A 17,802-nucleotide genomic window follows, 5' to 3' on the forward strand; every position below is an offset into this window, starting at 1 on the left:
CAATAACTTGTAATTTAAAAGCCATACTGTAATCTCGTTGACTACGCTTCTGTTTCGCTTTTGAACTTGTTTCCATTTAATAAGTCGGTTGGATGACAACCTATTTCAGGACTAGACAATTGATAAAATAAAAGCCCACCGTAATGGTGGGCTTTTTTTTATCACTTAGAAAGAATTATAATTCAAGTTTGTATGCGAGTTGCTTTAAATTAATCTCAGCTAACTTTGCTGAATAACTCAAATTATTCAAACGATAACCTGAGTTTTCAAAACTTTGCTGCGCCAATTTCACATCCACAATGGTAGCTTGACCTAGCTTAAATTGATTCATAACCACCTTAAGTAGGTTACTAGCTAGCTCATAGTTTTGCTTTTCGGTTTCTAACAACTTCAAGGCATTTGTGTACGACTGCCAAGCTTTTGTTGCATTTGCCTGATAATTTTGAATAAGCGTTTCCTTTTGAATCTTAGCTGTTTGGGTATTAATTCCAGCAATTTGTAACTGTCTTGAATTGACTGAACCTGTATATATTGGCACTGTCAAGTTTAAGCCAAGTGATGGACCATACGTTTGGTTCAATAAAGTCAAACCTGCTGCACTTTGGCTTCGGATATAACTTACGCCTGCATTAAGATTTAACGTTGGAGACATACGAGCTTTAGCCTCTTTTTCCAAAAATTGATTAATAGTAATCTGCTGATCGGCAGCCATAATGTCAGGATGCGAATTGATACTTGTTTTCAGCGCCTCCCAATCTAATTTGGTATCTATCAAAATGGTATCCTGAATCGCAATACTAGATTCTGTTTGCTGAGTCATCGCACGAAGCAAGTCTGTTTTTGCTTGCTCAATTACCAATTTTTGAGACTGAATAGACTGTAGTTGTGAGTTGACATCCAATTTAGCCTGAATCAAATCAGCATCGTTTGACATTCCTACAAAGCGTCTTGATTCAATAATCGACAAACGTTGCTTTGAAACTTCAAGGGATTTTTCGAGTGTTGTCGAAAAATTTTGTTGCTGAACTACCGCATAATATTTCAACATTACATCTGCCAAAATACCCTGAACAACACTATTCAACTGTGTTTGACTCAGTTTTTGTAGTTCATCCAAACGTTTTCTGGTAGTCATAATTCTGTTACCATTGTAGAGCACCATCGTACCTGTAATATTGACGTTGGTATTGTTTGCACCTACATTGCTTCGATTTGTTGAATTACCATTACTCAGCTCCTGATTCAAGGTAGTAATTTGTTGGGTATTGGTAGCACTACCGTTTACAGTTGGTAAAGCCCCCGCTACACCCCTATTATTGTTAATGCTTGCGACATTGAGCACATTTTTTGCGATTTGTATGTCCAAGCTATTCTTAAGCGCCGTATTTACCGCATCAGACAAAGTCACGCGGTCTTGTGCCATAAGCCAAGAGGGCAAACACGTAGCCAAGAGTATATAAGAAAGTCTTTTTTTCATTGCTATTTACATTTTCACTTGCCTGAAAATTAATTTTTCGCAGCTTATTTGAGCTAATTACGCTTGAAACTCTGCCTCCTCTTCTGACTCTGGCTGGTGGTCTTTTTTCCCAGAAATAAAAGTATAAACTGCTGGAATAACCAAGAGTGTCAAAATTAAAGAGAACAAAATACCTCCCACTACTACAATACCCAAAGGAATACGACTGGTAGCCGCAGCACCCAAGGACATAGCGATTGGCAAGGCACCCAACGAGGTTGCCAAACTAGTCATCAAGATAGGGCGTAAACGTTGTGCTGAAGCCTCTACTACAGCTTCGAAGATAGGCAAACCTTCTGCACGTTTGTGATTGGCAAATTCTACAATCAAGATACCGTTTTTGGTTACCAAACCAATCAACATAATCATTCCGATTTGTGAGAAAATATTTAAGGTTTGGTTAAAAAACCACAAACTCAATAACGCTCCTGCCAATGCCAAAGGTACTGTCAACATGATAGTCAGTGGGTCTTTGAAACTTTCAAACTGAGCCGCTAATAGCAAATAAATCAAAACCAAGGCTAATCCAAAAGCGAAACTAGTATTTGATGAACTTTCGGCATAGTCACGTGATGGTCCATTCAAAGCTGTTTGGAAAGTATTATCCAAAGTTTTACCTGCAATTTTCTGCATGGCTTTTACCCCATCTCCAATCGTTTTACCTTCTGCCAGAGACGCAGAAATAATCGCAGATTTCAGACGGTTGAAGTGATAGATAGTAGAAGGGTTACTACTTTCTTCTAATTTCACAACAGCACTCAGAGGAATCCTTTCTGCTCTTGAGTTAGTCACATATACATTGGTAATATCCAAAGGTTGCTTACGATCTGTTCTTTCTACCTGACCAATTACTTGATACTGACGACCATTCATGGTAAAATAAGCCAAACGACGACCTGAGAAAGCACCTTGAACAGCACTTACTACATCTTGTGTCGACAAGCCCAAATCCTTGATTTTGATACGGTCGAATGTCATCAAGAGTTCAGGTTTGTTAAACTTTAAGTTTACGTCAACATTCTGGAAGGTTTTTTCATTACGAGCTTCTTCCAAGAACTTTGGCAATACCGTTTTGATTTTGGTCAAGTCAACGTTTTGAATAACAAACTGTACAGGTAATGAGCTTCTCGAACCAGAACCTACTGAAATAGTTTGTTCTTGTACGGCAAAAATACGTGCATTGTTAAACTGCGAAAGTTTCTCATTGAGGTCTTTAGCAATTTTTTGCTGACTACGTTTACGTTCGGTTGGCGCTACTAAGCCCACACGAGCAATTGACGAGTTTGTACCGCCACTACCCCCAAAACCTGGCACAGCATTAAACACAAAGTCCATTTCTGGAACAGAGTCATTCAAATAAGTGGTGAGCTCTTCTGCTACATTTTTGGTAAAATCAAAACTTGAACCTTCTGGCGCTGTAATCGTAAAACGAACCGAGCTTTTATCTTCCATTGGGGCAATTTCTGATTGAATATCTTTTCCTACAAACCAGATAATACCAGCACAAACGACTACAATAACCCATGCCATCCAACGGATATTCATGAAACCATTGAGCATTCTTTTGTAGCCATTTTCCATGCCTACAAAGAAAGGTTCTGTTTTGAGATAGAACCAGCCATAAGAATGTTTCTTACGACTCATTACCACATTGAGCACTGGAGTAATAGTCAGTGAGACAAAGGCTGAAATCAGTACAGCTCCTGCTACCACGATACCAAACTCACGGAATAAACTTCCCACAAAACCTTGCAAGAAAATTACTGGCAAGAATACAACCGCCAAGGTCAAGGAAGTAGAAATTACAGCAAAGAAAATTTCCTTACTACCTTCCAAAGCCGCCTTGCGAATTGGCATACCTTCCTCTAATTTTCGGAAAATATTTTCTGTTACTACAATACCATCATCCACTACGAGACCTGTTGCCAAAACGATACCTAATAGAGTCAATACATTGATTGAGAATCCTGCCCAGTACATCACAAAGAAGGTAGCAATCAATGAAATAGGAATATCGACCAATGGACGAATCGCAATAAGCCAGTCGCGGAAAAACAAGAAGATTACGATGATTACCAAACCTAATGAGATAATCAAGGTTTCCTCTACCTCTTTCAATGAATTACGAACGTTTTTGGTATTATCAATCAAAAGCTTGAATTCGATATCCGATTTATTCTCCTTTTTAATTTCTTCCAAACGCTTATAAAACTCATCGGCAATATCGATATAGTTAGCTCCAGGCTGTGGCACGAGTGCCATACCTACTGCACTTACCCCATTGTATTTCCAAGAAGTTTCTAAACTTTCAGGACCTAATTCGATTTCGGCAATGTCGCCCAAACGCACAATACCATCAGCATCTTGACGAATAATCAAATCACGGAACTGCTGCTCTGTAGTCAAGCGACCCATCGCACGTATAGTCATTTCCGTATTTGCTCCGTAAATTTTTCCCGCAGGAATTTCTACGTTTTCACGAGAAAGCGAATTTTGTAAATCTGTAAAAGAAATATTGTGAGAATTCATCAAGTCGGGTTTCAACCACAAACGCATGGCATAGCGCTTCTGCCCCAAGATGTTGATACCACTTACGTCATTAATCGTTTGAAAACGCTGCTGTAAGACGTTTTCAGCATAATCACTCAACTCCAAAAGACTTTTTGACTTACTTTGAATCGCTAACAGCAAAATAAAGTCGGAGTTGGCATCAGCTTTAGATACCACTGGAGGCGCATCAATATCCTGTGGTAAGTTACGAGACGCTTGAGCAGCCTTGTCACGTACATCACTGGCAGCAGCCTCTAAGTCAGAGCCAAGGTTGAACTCAACCGTAATAGTACTTCTACCCAAAGTACTTGACGAAGTAATAGAACGAATCCCAGGAATACCGTTGATTTCTTTTTCGAGAGGTTCGGTGATTTGGTTTTCAACAATATCAGGGTTAGCACCTGTATAGGAAGTAGAGACCGTAACAATCGGAGGGTCAATCGCAGGATAATCCCTTACCGACAAAAATGAAAACCCAACTGCACCAAAAAGTACAATTAAGATATTCATCACGGTAGCGAATATGGGTCTCTTTAGTGATAATTCAGAAATATTCATAAAATTAATCTAATGCTTTAGTAAACAAATGACGCTGTTGATTGAATGGATAAACGGGTTTTCTGGTTTATAAATAAGAAAACTATTTATCCGAACGCTCTACCTTTCTCACTTTTACGTCTTTTCCGTCACGAGCAAACAATACACCACCAACTACTACAGTATCGCCAATATTGACACCACTTTTAATTTCTACGAACTCTTCTGTACGTACACCAGTAGTCACGTTGGTAAACACAGCTTTGCCATTTTTCACCAAAACCAATTTTTTGTTTTTATCGTCAGGGATAACAGCATTTGTCGGAATCATAATACTATTCTTATCGACTGCACTGTTAATATATACTTTGGCAAATGTACCAGGATTAGCATTACATTTCTGAAGAATTGCACGCACTTGAATATTACGAGTTGTCAAGTTAATTTGTGGTTCTATTGCAATGACATTGGCTTTGCAACGAGTTTTACCACCTGCATCAATTTCTACATCTACGATAGTACCTTTTTTGACAACGGATGAATACTCTTCAGGAAGGGTAAAATCTACCTTCAAAACTGAGGTCTGTTGAATAGTCGCAATAATAGTCGTTGGGGTAATATATGCCCCATTACTAACTTTTCTTAAGCCAACGATTCCTGCAAAAGGAGCTTTCAATACCGTTTTCTCCAAAAGAGCCTGCGTATATACCATATCGGCTTTCAAAGAATTTACGGTATTCAAGGCTGCATCATAGTCAGCTTGGTTGATACCATTTACAGACAATAATTTCGACAAACGTTGTTCTGTTTTCTCTGCCAATTCTAACTGAACCTTCTGTTTTAGCAATTGCGCTTGCAAATCGCCATCATACATTTTGGCAATCACCGTACCTTTGGCAACGGTAGTACCTTCAGGCACATTCAAGAAAGTCAATCGTCCACTGATTTCTGGATGTAGTTCTACGTACTCATTTGCTACAACCGAGCCATTTGCCTCAATTACATTGGAAACGGATTCGGGGTAGGCCACTACGACATCTACGATTACAGGCTTATCTTCTTTTTTGCCTGATTCCTCTTTTTTCTTGCTATGACAACCAGCCATCAGTAAGCATAAAGCTACCGCAACCGTCGGTGTTAGTGGAGAGAAATGTGTCTTCATATTTGTTTGAAACTATTGATTTGTTCTTTTAATTTGAGGGTCTATTATATAAGTTTTGAATGATGAATGATGAGTTATGAATTTAAAATAGTAAATAATAAACTCAATCCACGCCATACAAGCCTTGTGAAGTTCAACTTTTACATCTTCATCTTATTTGCACTAATTATTTTGTCAATTTTAAAACTCAAAACTCCACACTCAAAACTCTGCACTTATTGATTAATCTGTCCAACTTACTAAATTTCAGGAAACTTGCTGACCTCTTTTATACGAAATTGAGTTTTATTTCGCCCAACGCCGTATAATATCCGACATGATTTTTTGGAATATGCCCAGATGATGTTAATCTCATTTTTGCCAGAGTTGAGCTTTCACATAGCCTTTCATCCATTCTTGCGAATGTTTTAGTACAAGTTTGTTTCGAGATAACAATTTAGGATAGTCCGCTAATTGAGAGTTGGTCACGCCACTAACATATCGAAAGAAGGTGTACATGACCTTAGTAAGGAAGGTAAAATAATAATGATTTGTTTGAAAAAAATCTACTAATAACCAATGTCCAGAAGGTTTTAGAATAGAGACCAAAGGTTGGATGATGTGCAATTCAAGCTCTGGTTCGGGAAACAAATCTAGTAAAAAAGGGGTAAAAATCAGGTCAAATTGTCCCAAATCAAGCAATTTCTCTTCTCCCCCACAAACCCAAACGACAGGATAATCCTTAGGCACTTGATTCTGACTTAATGACAACATTTGTGCCGATTTTTCGAGATACACGATTTCCGAAGGTTGACAAATACGTATCAATTCTGGTAATATCCAGCCTGTTCCTCCTCCTATCAGTAAGATTCGTTGGTTTTGGGGTAATAGCGGCAACAATTGAACTTGCGCCACTCGAAGTCTATTGCCGAAAACGAGCTTAACTATTTTGTCATAATAGGGAGCTATAAAATCAAAATTTTTGTTTTCCATCCGAAGTGTCAATTATGTTAGAATAGGCATTAATTTAGTGATAAAATCTTCCGAAAAGGAAAAACAGTACATCGAAATATGACAAAGGTATATATAAAAAATATGGTATGCGACCGTTGCAAATACGTAGTTCGACAAGTGTTCGAACAAGCCAACGTATTCCCACAAACGGTAGAATTAGGACTAGTAGAAACCCAAAACGATTTAAACACCCAAGAACAACAGATAATTTTCAGTAAGCTCGAAGCATTTGGATTTGAAATATTAGCCAATAAACAAGAACAGACTATAAGTCAAATTAAAGCATATATTACTGAATATCTTCAAAGTGAAGAACCGATAGATACCACCTTAAAATTCTCAGTATTATTAGCAGACAAAATCGGGAAAGACTACAAAATGCTAAGTCAGTTATTTTCAGAGTCTGAGCATCAGACCATTGAGCAATATCTGATAGAGCAAAAAATCCAAAAAGCCAGCGAACTTCTATCCTACAACCAACTCAACATCAGCGAAATAGCCAACCAATTAGGCTACAGCAGTGTTCAGCATCTATCGAATCAGTTTAAGAAAGTGAAGGGTGTGACTCCTAGTGAGTTCAGAAAACTCTTGAAATAGTCATAAAAACTCCAATGAAATCTGACTAATTCTTAAAAGATGACATTTAAAATTATTAAAATATTTTCCTCTGATACCCTTTCTTTGATTTGAGTTTGATAAGCTTTTAAAATTTCATATATTAACTGTATATAGACTAGTATACCAAAAATTATAATCCTCTAAAATCTTAAATACAGATTCAAAAAAGCCGTTTAGCTCATGAAAAAAACTCAGTACTTTATTTTCGTCAATTTACTATTTTGCTATGTTTCAGTAGCCTTCTGGTGTTGCAAAGAGCCCCCTAAATCAGACAGTGTCAAATTTTTCAGCAAATCTGCTCAAATAAAGATGAACATACCTAAAACCTGGGTATTTCAATCAAATGCTGTATCTACTGATACTAGTACCAAATGGCATGAACAATACAAACGAACCGACCATTCTGGATTTATAGATATTGAAATAAAATCAAATCAAACCTATTCAACCCTTTCGAGTGAAGAAATATTAAAAGGGATCATCCAATCGATGAAAACAGAAGCCGATTTGTACAAAGACCTTGCTATTTTGAATGAAGGCAACAAGTCAGGAAGAAGCATTGTTATTTGTAGGTATATCTGGGGTAAAAAAGACGAGTTAACCTATGCTCTAATTGCGGTATCAAAAGGAAAAAAGGAAACAAAAACTATCAAAGTAGAGACATGGGATCAGTCAAACGACAATCAGCAAAGGTTCATTCTTACTAGAATAAGAAATAGCCTAAAAATGTAAGATGGGAAAGATTTTACTCTCCAATAGTGCAGGACTCCTTCCTATCCTGCACTCATTTTTTCTAAGGATTCTATCCAACATTTAGATTTTTTGTTAAGCCCATGAGTCATCCCGAATTTAGTGATTGAGCACATGAGTGATTATTTTTAATCTACATTTCACTAGTAGAGACGCAAAGCATTGGGTCTTTACTAGTGAAAAACAATCACTCAACCAACGTTCACTAAAATTCGGAATGAATCATATTTGAGATAACCTAACAAGCACACTCAACTTTTGCACCAGTTGTACTGCCCTTTACTCCCTCGGTAGCGTAGCCGTCAAATTTCCACCATTCAATACCTCCTATTAATTCTTTAACCTTAAACCCAAGTTTTGCCATATTCAGAGCACCTTTTGTTGAGGCGTTACATCCAATCCCATCACAGTAGGTAACATAAACAAACGACCTGTCTAAATGCTTGGTTGTTTCTTCATTCATTTCACGATGAGGAATATTTATGGCAGTTGGAATATGTTCTGCCTCAAATGCAAATGTTTTTCTGGCATCAATAGCAATAATTTTTTCGCCGTTGTTCAAGGCTTCGAACAGGTCTGAGGGATCCATTTCAAATGCCAATTTGTTTTCGTAGTGTTTAATTTGTAAATCCATTTTAACAAAATTTAATTGATTGATGGCACAAATTTATCTACCTAAAAACTCTCATAAAAACGAAAAAAATTCAGTATAATCATTCATTTTTTTCATACAAATCCACCAATTATATTTCGTTTCTTTGCAATTATTTACTTGACAAAAAATGGAGATAAGACATCTAAAACTCATCAAAGCAATTGTAGAAGAAGGAAGCATTACTAAAGCCATTGATAAACTACATTTGACACAATCTGCTCTGAGTCATCAATTGAAAGAAGCAGAATACCAGCTCGGAACCCCCATATTTTTGCGTCAGAATAAAAAGCTAATCCTAACCAAAGCTGGGGAAAAGATATATGAAACTGCTACAGAGGTTTTGGCAAAGCTGTCGAGTACTGAACAAGAAATCAAACAGATGATTTTTGGAGAAATAGGTACTATCAGAATCAGCACTGAATGTTATTCTAGTTATCATTGGTTGCCCTCTGTGATGAAACAATTTCATCTACTTTATCCCAACGTCGACTTACAAATTATCATGGAGGCGACACATTACCCTTTACAAAAATTACAAGAAAACATCATCGATATTGCCATAACAAGCGACCCAATAAAAGACCATCACATCAAATATCTGGAGCTTTTTCAAGATGAAATGCTAATGGTAGTTTCAGCTAATCACCCTTGGACCAACAAGAAATATGTAGTAGCAGAAGATTTTGTTGACCAGCATTTATTGATTCATTCTTTGCCCCTAGAGACCGTTACGATTCATCAATTCCTTCTGGCGCCCGCAAAAATTTCTCCCAAAAAAATTACGCCTTTACCACTCACTGAGGCCTCAATCGAGATGGTAAAAGCTGACATGGGAATCATGGCGATGGCCAAATGGGCTGTTCAGCCTTATTTAAAAGATGATACCCTCAAAACCATTAAGATTGGAAAGGTTGGCTTAAAAAGAAAACATTTCATTGCGATTTTGAACAATAAACAGTACCCAAGCTATTTCAATCACTTTATTGAGTTTTTACAAACAGAAATCAACCAACAATGGAATATTTAATTCGTGCTTGTAACAACAAGGATTTAGCTCGACTAGTTGAGCTGTGTTCAAACCATGCGGCATTTGAGCAGGCTGAATATGACCCGACAGATAAAGAGGTTTTATTAGAAAAAGCCTTGTTCACAGATAATCCAAAATTATTTTGCTTTGTGGTCGAAAGTAACAAACAATTGCAAGGATATTTTTCGTACACATTTGACTATTCTACTTGGGATGCACATACCTTTCTCTACTTGGACTGCCTATATTTAGAGCCAGCCTTTAGGGGCAAAAAAATAGGAGAAGTTATTTTTGAAAAACTAAAAGAAATAGCCTCCATAAATGGTTGTGAAAGCATCCAATGGCAAACACCTACTTTCAATAAAAGGGCGATTCAATTTTATAATCGAATGGGCGGAAAAAGTAAAGATAAAGTGCGATTTTTCTTTGATGTCAATCAAGTGGTATAGATTTTCTCCTACGCTAGTGCTGGATTCCTATCCAGCACTCATTTTTTCTAAGGATTTCATCCTAAATAAGAATCGAGGCATCTTACGACCAAATAAAACGAAGAATTTGATATTAAATACTCGAAAATATCAAAGTAACCTTTATATTTCGACAAAAGGAAAAACTCAAAATGAGCATCAATCAATCGGGTAAAATGACAGATAAATTTGAGATGTAAGTTTACTGCTCCTAGTATGTCCGAAAACTTAAAACAAAATATAACCTTTAACAATTTAACTTAAAAATTTATGGGAGCTTGGGGATTCAAGTACTATGAAGATGATGACGCTTATGATTTTATGGACGAAATCGAAGAATCAAAAAGTCCAAAAGAATTGATTGAGGATGCCTTAGACACAGCCATAGAATCTGACTTTATTGACTCAACAGAAGGAAATGCGGTTATTGTATCTGCAACTTATATTGACCGTCAGACAAAAGGCACAAAGTTCTCTGAAAGCGATACAGGCGAAATACTCGATGTTGACACTTTTCCTGAAAGAAATCCAAATATAGATTTGTCTGACCTAAAAGAAAATGCAGTACTTGCGCTAAAGAAATTATTGGGAGAGGATTCTGAGCTTAACGAGCTTTGGCTAGAAAATGAAGAAGATTACCCTTCTTGGAGACAAGGGATTGAGAAGCTGATTGAGCGATTAACTTAATTTTTACAGAGCTAGTGCTGGATTCCTATCCAGCACTTATTTTTTCTATTGAACGTAGCATTGAACAGTTTGCAATCATCACATAAACCCTTGAGTATGTGTTCCCCTTTGCTATTACCAGATAGTAGTGTCTGAAGGATTATAAAACCATCTATTTCGGATGTTGGATTTTGGAAGTATAACCAAATTTTCGAAAAATATTCTATAAAAAATTACACCTTTTTTAACTTAAAAGAATAAAGTAACGACAAGTTTACATAGAAAAGATTAGTACCCGTCCGAGATACCACCTCTGTATTGCCTGAAGTTGTTAATTCATTCTGCGGCATCACATAGCCTGGCGTAACAACCAAAAATATATTGTTATAAACCCAAACCATTGGTACACTAAACTCATAACTTAAGAGATTAAATACCTGAGTCGTTTGAGTTGTCGATTGATTAGAAACTGGAATTCCCAAAAACTTATTATTTTTGAAATAGGTGTTCGTAAAACTTTGCGTGCCAGCGTTGGCTACAGCCGTTGGTGTAATTACAAATACACTTTGTCCTGTCTTCATCACAAAAGGATGTTCGAGTCCTACACTAGCAAAAAAATCTGTTTTATCAGAAAAGGCGGCAATACTTGTAAGGTTTACATTGGCTACTTTATTGAGATGCGAAAGGTTTAGCCCAGCCTGTCCTTGTAGCGCCGATTGTACCAAAGTTTTATTCTGATAAAAGAATTTATCGCCATAAATACTGCCCGCAATGCCTTGTTTTTTACCAAACTTATAACCTACTTCAGTTACGGTCGCCGCATATTCAAGCGGCTGTGTAGTATTGGTAGTAAAAACGGTTGAACCTGTAAAATATAAACCAACACTATCAAATTGTACCAATACTGTTGGCATCACTGCACTACTCTTAAGCTGGTCGGTACGACCATAATAATGCAATTTGGGAACATACGATACGCCACCAATAATGGTAGCAACTGTTTTTTTAGGGTTTTCTGCTTCTGATTGTGCTTGAATAATAAAACTAAAACCAGAAAGTATGAAAAGAGTAATAAGGATTATAATACGTTTCATGGCGTGATAGATTTAAGATGGGTTTGGCTCAGCATTTGTATAAAATGCCACTCCCTAAATCGAAAGTGGCATTTGGACTATGGTATATTAATTCTTTGTAGTACTAGCACCCGAAGTTGTTGTAGCCGAAGTACTCGACTTAACATTGGCATCAGCTTTGGTTTTAGAAGCTGCTTTTGCTTCAGAACTGGCTTTGCTTTTAAAATTATTAGCTGATTCAGTTGTTTTCGTTTTTACTGCATTAAGTGTACTAGCCCCTTTTTCTTTTACTTCCACAACAGTTTCTTTGAAAAGTGGCGTTGCATTTTCATTGGCGTTAGCTTTTGCTGTTTCGCTAGCGTTAACGCTTGCTTGAGAGTTTACATTCCCATTACCATTGCTTGTACTTAAACCGTTTGCCTTGTTTGCGTTGATAGAGGTCTCAACTGAAACGTTGGCATCTAAATCAACACTTGTGTTATTTTTGGCATCAGATGCCGCATTTGCACTTTTATTGGTGGCTGCTTTTACACTAGAAGCAGTTGAGGAAGCGGCCTCCTTTGTTGCATTTACAGAAGCTGATACTACATTTTTAGTTGCGTTTACAGCGTTGCCTGTCGTTTTTACAACGGCTTGCGTCGTAGCTTGTACTGCTGACGAAGCATTGGCACTGGCTTTGGCAGCTGACGAAGCACTCGCTGCCGCATTACTAGATGCTTTAAGGGCATTGCTTGCAGCATTGGTACTAGCTACAGCACTGCCTGTAGCTTTTATAGCACTGCTTGCAGTTGCTCCGATTTGAGCTGAAGCAACTTCTACACTAAAGGTGGCTACTAAAGCAGCCATTAATTTCATTGCTTGCGTCTTCATAATGTTTTTGAGTTTTAAAGTTTAACAAAAGTTGAGCTGGCTGTAAGGATTGTCCAGCGTAAGGATGTGTTCGTTGAATGTTCAATTGGAACTTCAGAAGCAATAACGACGAAAAATGTCTTTTGGATTTATACAAAATTTTCAAAAAAGGAGCGTTTTTTCTAAATATAGTTTATTTTTAAATTTATATTAAAACATAACTAACTGTAAAATAGATAGTTAATTCTAATTCCAATTAAATTTCATATAAAAAATTTTAATAACGATTTAAGTCGAGACGCATATTTTTAAGTTAATTTTAAGCCCATTTTTAAGCAAAAAAACAACAGCTCAGACTTAAAATGTCAAATTAACTACTACTTTAGTGCCTGAGATTACTTACAAAATGTTCATTTATCGGTGGTTACTCAAGACAAAATAAAGGCACAAGCGGACAATGTATTTTTATTATCATATCTTTGAAAAAATACATTATGCAACTATAATACTGAGAGTTTATAATCAACCTTTATCACTCCATATCCTTAAAATTATGAATCAAATTAAAAATCTTGACCAACTAAGACTCAAAGACCCAACAGTTTTTACGGATTCGATAGGACATCATATCATTGGTCTCTCAAAACTGAAAACTGGCAATAACAATATGGGTTATGTTTTTACTGAGGACTTTGAGAATTTTAAAGATATCAATCTGCAATTAATTACTGCGGAGGAAAATTGTAGTATTTGGTCGGGGTGTATTTTTAAGGAGAAAGCTACATACTATGTTTTTTATACGATTCGATCATCAGAAAATGGGTATTGGGCCAATCAAACGATAAAATATTTAGAAACAAATGATTTTAAAACTGTCGATTTTAAAGCCCTTAATTTAACCCCAGAATTAGCGGATAATAATAGCAACATTTTTCAGTACTTACCACAAGATGATAGCTATACGCCTCATAGTTGGCGAGATCCTTTTGTATTTAAGCACGAAGATAAATTCTATATGCTAGTAGCAGCCAAATTAAATAAGAAGCATTTTAATGCTACAATAGCCCTTTTGGTATCTGATGATTTAGATAATTGGACTCTCCTAAACCCATCTATTGTTCCAAATCATGATACTTATGAGGAATTGGAATTACCCTCAATTGTGTTAAATGACTCAAATGAGGTTTTATTAATGGTTTGCTGTTGGGAACGGAATGATTACATTGATGCCCATATTAATGGTTACTCGCCTCTAAAGAATAATACTGACAAAATAATTAGGAGAAAAGGGATTCTTATGACATTTAAAGCTCCTAGTATTGAAAAAGCTCTTCAAGGACAGTTTACATTTGATAGACAAATCCCAACTCCATCAAATTTCTACGCAGGACGCTTTACTTTAAATCAAAATGCAATAATCGGACATGATATAAACAATTTATCTATTATTTTGATGCCTTATAATAAAGGCTAGAGTAACTTTTTCGTTATAAAAGCCGACTTTAGTTAAGTAATTTCATAGGATACATACCGTAGAAGACACTATTCGTAAATAGTATATTCGTTATTTGAAGGCACTACAGTACCTTAGTTATATTGGACTATTAAATTCTTTCGATATGGATTCACTGATAGTAGCATCAGCATCGTTTGATGATGAAATATCTAATTAGCTAAAAGGAAACATGAATAATCAGGATACAAAACGTCTTACTCGTCTTATAGCAATTTTAACTCAGTTGCAAACCAAACGAATCATTACTTCAGTATATCTTTCAGAAAAATTTAACGTAAGCATCAGAACTATTTATAGGGATATTAAAACTTTAGAACAAGCAGGAGTTCCCATTTTGACGGTAGATGGTAAAGGATACTCATTAGTTGAAGGTTATAAAATTCCACCTATCATGTTTACCGAAAGTGAAGCCAATGCCTTGATTACGGCCGAAAAACTAGTTCTTAGTAATAGAGATACCTCATTTACAAATGAATATATTGAGGCAGTCAGCAAGGTTAAGGCTGTTTTAAAATATTCGGTCAAAGAAAAAGTTGAATTATTGTCAAAAAGAATTGCAATTAGCCCTCAGTTTTCGAAACAAAACACCAGCGATTCAATAGCGTTAATTCAACATGCTTTAACTAGCTTTAAAGTTTTGAATATCGTATATCATTCTGAACATAAAGATGAAAAAACTGAAAGAGCCATTGAACCCTTTGCTTTTTATTACAGCTTAAAGGAAAGTTGGGTACTTATTGCTTTCTGTAGATTGAGAAATGATTACAGAATGTTTCGCTTAGATAGAATTGTAAATATCTATCAAACAGCATTAGATTTCGAACCTCACAAAATGACTCTTCAAGAATATTTAGCTGAAAAAGAAAAACATTTTAAGACCCCTGACATACCCTTGTCATAACACCAAAATACTTTTGCGACTTAACATAAACTATTCAAAAATGAATTTATCGTCAATTCGCATCATTACTGCCAACATCGAAAATCTAGTAAAGTTTTATGAAGAAGTTACTGGCGTATCAGTAAAACAACACACTCCAGACTTTGCCGAAATCAATACTCCAACAGCAACATTAGCCATCGGAAGCACTCGAACCCTTCAATTGTTTGGAGGAAATAATGTAGCACAACCTGCACAAAATCGAAGCCTGATTATTGAGTTCAAAGTAGAAGATGTAGATAAAGACAACGAAAGGTTAGCGAGCTATCTGCAAGAAAATATAGTTCAAAAACCAACTATTATGCCTTGGGGCAACAAATCTCTATTATTTAGGGATCCAGATGGGAATCTTGTAAATTTATTTACGCCTGCAACAACAGAAGCGATGGCAAGATTTGATAGTCATAATAGGAAATAACCCAAACGAGGTTGAAACATGAGTCATTCCTAATTGAGCGATTTAGTGATTGAGCGCATGAGTGATTATTTTTAATCTACATTTTACCAGTAGAGACGCAATGCTTTGCGTCAAAAGAGGTGTCATATTGAAATATTGTATCAAAATAGGCGGTCGAAATTAGTTTTTCAACCGCCTATTTAGAAGAAAATACAATCGTTCACCTTGTGAATCCCAATTCATATAGTGTGCAATCGTTAGTGAATAAATACTTTAAAATATTGATTCCTCCCGATACTATGACGCTTAGGAAATTACCATCGTTTAATTACGGGTTAAAAGGTTTAGATTCATTAAAAAAAAGAATATTCATCAAAAATACTCGCTAAAAAGAACGACAAACCCGAAAAATCAAGAGGTTTTTATATCATAATGCTGTGTTTAGTAGGGTGAACACACGAAACCTTACGTACAAGACTCATACTAAAAGGGCAAAATCTATTTTATATTATTAACGACAACGAAATTCCATTTGGAAGTATTAAGGTAAAAAAATTGACGCTATAGAAATAAGTCACTCATTAACAACACATTACGACAGAACATTCTATAAAGAAAAATAGCATAATTCGTATAACGTTACCGCAAACTAATATATAGACAGAAGCACTCTTTTTACCGCTCCTATTACTTTAATTGTAGAACCTATTTTGATATATTTGAAAGAAAGCATAAAAGCATAAATTGAACAATAATTTTCTTTCATTCTACTAAAACCTCTAGCCATGCTTATTTTCAAAAAAATGAAAACAATTCTACTAGCAACTACCATTCTCACTGCGAATTTCTGTTTTGGACAAACTTCAAAAGCTAAAGTTGATTCTACGAGATTTAATAAATTAGTTCTTGAAAATACTAGCTCTTTTCAATTTGATGGGAAAAAGCCTATCGGAAAAGGTTGGGAAGTATTGGAGAAACAATTTTCAGACAACCAATTTGTTGCTTGGGGAGAATACCACAATTCCACACAACTTTCGCAATTATCGAGCTATGCACTTGAAGCAGCTTCAAAATATGGGTTCAAAAATTGGTGTGTCGAAACAAGCCCGTTTGTAGCAAATGAATTGATGCAAATTTCAAGAGCAAAAAATCCAGTTGATAGTATAATTGAGTTGTCAAAAGGAAAAGGGAAATATGGTACCTTTCCCTTCTTTCGAACTAAAGAAGATGCAGAGATGCTAATTGCTGCCCATCAATACAACTATCACATTTGGGGTATCGATCAAGAATATCAAATGGCGTTTACTTATGGCATAAATAAGGCTTTTCACGCACAATCTCCCAAATTTAAGGTAAAATATCAGGCCGTATATGACAGCTTGATAGCTAAATGGTGGATGCCCAAAGTTAAATTACTTGATAGCTTAAAAAAGGGGATTTCCCAACCAGAATTAAAGGCTGCCTTAGAGGATATCAAAATATCTAGAACAATCTATTATGAAGATGATAACTTCATGAGGGCAACCCTGATGAAAAAGAACTTTTACCAATATTATGACCATACAAAGTCTAAAAACGAAAAAGTATTTTTTAAAATTGGAGCAAATCATTTAGCAAAAGGACTGAACCTCTCGACTCATCTATATGACATCGGTAATTCTGTGTACGAACTTTCACAACGTAATCAAACAGGTTTTGCCAATGTATTTTTCCTAAACCGATATTATCTTACTGAAAAAGGAGAACTCATAGATGATTTAACAGACCCAGACGGAGAGTATCCAAAAGAGTTTTTGAAATTATACAACAAAGAACTTTGGATAGTTGTGGATTTAAGACCATTAAGAATCAGATATAAGTACGACAAAACCCTGAGTGAAGCAACTTATCAGATTATGGACAAGTATGATTTTATAGTAGTGACACCAGAAGTGATGAAATAAAAGGAGTGGCTAATTTTCATGTGGTGTCTAGTCCTGAAATAGGTTGTCATCCAACCGACTTATTAAATGGAAACAAGTTCAAAAGCGAAACAGAAGCGTAGTCAACGAGATTACAGTATGGCTTTTAAATTACAAGTTATTGC

16 protein-coding genes are annotated in these 17,802 nt (G+C 36.0%); 9 read left to right on the top strand and 7 right to left on the bottom strand.

The annotated features are described in order from the left end of the window. Positions 1 to 175: 175 nt before the first annotated feature. The 4 genes from QM491_RS25130 to QM491_RS25145 all read right to left on the bottom strand — a co-directional run bounded on the left by QM491_RS25130 (position 176) and on the right by QM491_RS25145 (position 6,737). The gene (locus QM491_RS25130; RefSeq protein ID WP_283330336.1) at positions 176 to 1,477 is read right to left on the bottom strand and encodes a TolC family protein; all 1,302 of its coding nucleotides are present in this window, start codon (positions 1,475 to 1,477) and stop codon (positions 176 to 178) included. A gap of 57 nt (positions 1,478 to 1,534) precedes the next feature. Continuing rightward, on the bottom strand, positions 1,535 to 4,624 hold the full coding sequence (locus QM491_RS25135) for an efflux RND transporter permease subunit (protein WP_283330337.1): 3,090 nt from the start codon (positions 4,622 to 4,624) through the stop codon (positions 1,535 to 1,537). An 82-nt stretch (positions 4,625 to 4,706) separates the two neighbouring features. Beyond that, positions 4,707 to 5,765: an efflux RND transporter periplasmic adaptor subunit gene (locus QM491_RS25140; protein WP_283330338.1), complete on the bottom strand. Its 1,059-nt coding sequence runs from the start codon at positions 5,763 to 5,765 to the stop codon at positions 4,707 to 4,709. Between the two features lie 351 nt (positions 5,766 to 6,116). Further along, positions 6,117 to 6,737: a class I SAM-dependent methyltransferase gene (locus tag QM491_RS25145; protein ID WP_283330339.1), complete on the bottom strand. Its 621-nt coding sequence runs from the start codon at positions 6,735 to 6,737 to the stop codon at positions 6,117 to 6,119. A gap of 78 nt (positions 6,738 to 6,815) precedes the next feature. Here QM491_RS25145 and QM491_RS25150 point away from each other — a divergent pair, with 78 nt between their 5' ends. After that, the gene (locus QM491_RS25150; protein WP_283330340.1) at positions 6,816 to 7,355 is read left to right on the top strand and encodes an AraC family transcriptional regulator; all 540 of its coding nucleotides are present in this window, start codon (positions 6,816 to 6,818) and stop codon (positions 7,353 to 7,355) included. A 330-nt stretch (positions 7,356 to 7,685) separates the two neighbouring features. Then, positions 7,686 to 8,108 carry a hypothetical protein gene (locus tag QM491_RS25155; protein WP_283330341.1) on the top strand — a complete coding sequence of 141 codons (423 nt, stop codon included), beginning with the start codon at positions 7,686 to 7,688 and terminating at the stop codon, positions 8,106 to 8,108. Between the two features lie 256 nt (positions 8,109 to 8,364). On the opposite strand, the gene QM491_RS25160 is transcribed toward QM491_RS25155, so the two are convergent. Continuing rightward, positions 8,365 to 8,760, bottom strand: a complete 396-nt coding sequence (locus QM491_RS25160) for a rhodanese-like domain-containing protein (RefSeq protein ID WP_283330342.1) — start codon at positions 8,758 to 8,760, stop codon at positions 8,365 to 8,367. 148 nt (positions 8,761 to 8,908) lie between these two features. Between QM491_RS25160 and QM491_RS25165 the strand changes: the two genes are divergently transcribed. The 3 genes from QM491_RS25165 to QM491_RS25175 all read left to right on the top strand — a co-directional run bounded on the left by QM491_RS25165 (position 8,909) and on the right by QM491_RS25175 (position 10,962). After that, a complete protein-coding gene (locus QM491_RS25165) occupies positions 8,909 to 9,808 on the top strand; it encodes a LysR family transcriptional regulator (RefSeq protein ID WP_283330343.1) in 900 nt (299 codons plus the stop codon). Further along, positions 9,796 to 10,257: a GNAT family N-acetyltransferase gene (locus QM491_RS25170; RefSeq protein ID WP_283330344.1), complete on the top strand. Its 462-nt coding sequence runs from the start codon at positions 9,796 to 9,798 to the stop codon at positions 10,255 to 10,257. The genes QM491_RS25165 and QM491_RS25170 overlap by 13 nt, the downstream gene beginning before the upstream one ends. Before the next feature lie 288 nt (positions 10,258 to 10,545). Further along, complete coding sequence (locus QM491_RS25175) at positions 10,546 to 10,962, top strand: DUF4259 domain-containing protein (RefSeq protein ID WP_283330345.1); 417 nt, start codon at positions 10,546 to 10,548, stop codon at positions 10,960 to 10,962. A gap of 212 nt (positions 10,963 to 11,174) precedes the next feature. On the opposite strand, the gene QM491_RS25180 is transcribed toward QM491_RS25175, so the two are convergent. After that, positions 11,175 to 12,035 (bottom strand): hypothetical protein, encoded by an 861-nt coding sequence (locus tag QM491_RS25180; RefSeq protein ID WP_283330346.1) that lies wholly within the window; start codon positions 12,033 to 12,035, stop codon positions 11,175 to 11,177. An 87-nt stretch (positions 12,036 to 12,122) separates the two neighbouring features. Continuing rightward, positions 12,123 to 12,884: a hypothetical protein gene (locus QM491_RS25185; RefSeq protein ID WP_283330348.1), complete on the bottom strand. Its 762-nt coding sequence runs from the start codon at positions 12,882 to 12,884 to the stop codon at positions 12,123 to 12,125. Between the two features lie 532 nt (positions 12,885 to 13,416). On the opposite strand from QM491_RS25185, the gene QM491_RS25190 reads away from it, so the two are divergent. The 4 genes from QM491_RS25190 to QM491_RS25205 all read left to right on the top strand — a co-directional run bounded on the left by QM491_RS25190 (position 13,417) and on the right by QM491_RS25205 (position 17,659). Further along, a complete protein-coding gene (locus QM491_RS25190; RefSeq protein ID WP_283330350.1) occupies positions 13,417 to 14,337 on the top strand; it encodes a glycoside hydrolase family protein in 921 nt (306 codons plus the stop codon). A gap of 211 nt (positions 14,338 to 14,548) precedes the next feature. Continuing rightward, positions 14,549 to 15,280 (top strand): helix-turn-helix transcriptional regulator, encoded by a 732-nt coding sequence (locus tag QM491_RS25195; protein ID WP_283330351.1) that lies wholly within the window; start codon positions 14,549 to 14,551, stop codon positions 15,278 to 15,280. Between the two features lie 40 nt (positions 15,281 to 15,320). Beyond that, positions 15,321 to 15,737, top strand: a complete 417-nt coding sequence (locus QM491_RS25200; RefSeq protein WP_283330352.1) for a VOC family protein — start codon at positions 15,321 to 15,323, stop codon at positions 15,735 to 15,737. Between the two features lie 782 nt (positions 15,738 to 16,519). Continuing rightward, positions 16,520 to 17,659, top strand: a complete 1,140-nt coding sequence (locus tag QM491_RS25205) for a hypothetical protein (RefSeq protein WP_283330353.1) — start codon at positions 16,520 to 16,522, stop codon at positions 17,657 to 17,659. Positions 17,660 to 17,802 lie beyond the last annotated feature (143 nt).

Source organism: Flectobacillus longus (genome assembly GCF_030056705.1).
GTDB lineage: Bacteria > Bacteroidota > Bacteroidia > Cytophagales > Spirosomataceae > Flectobacillus > Flectobacillus longus.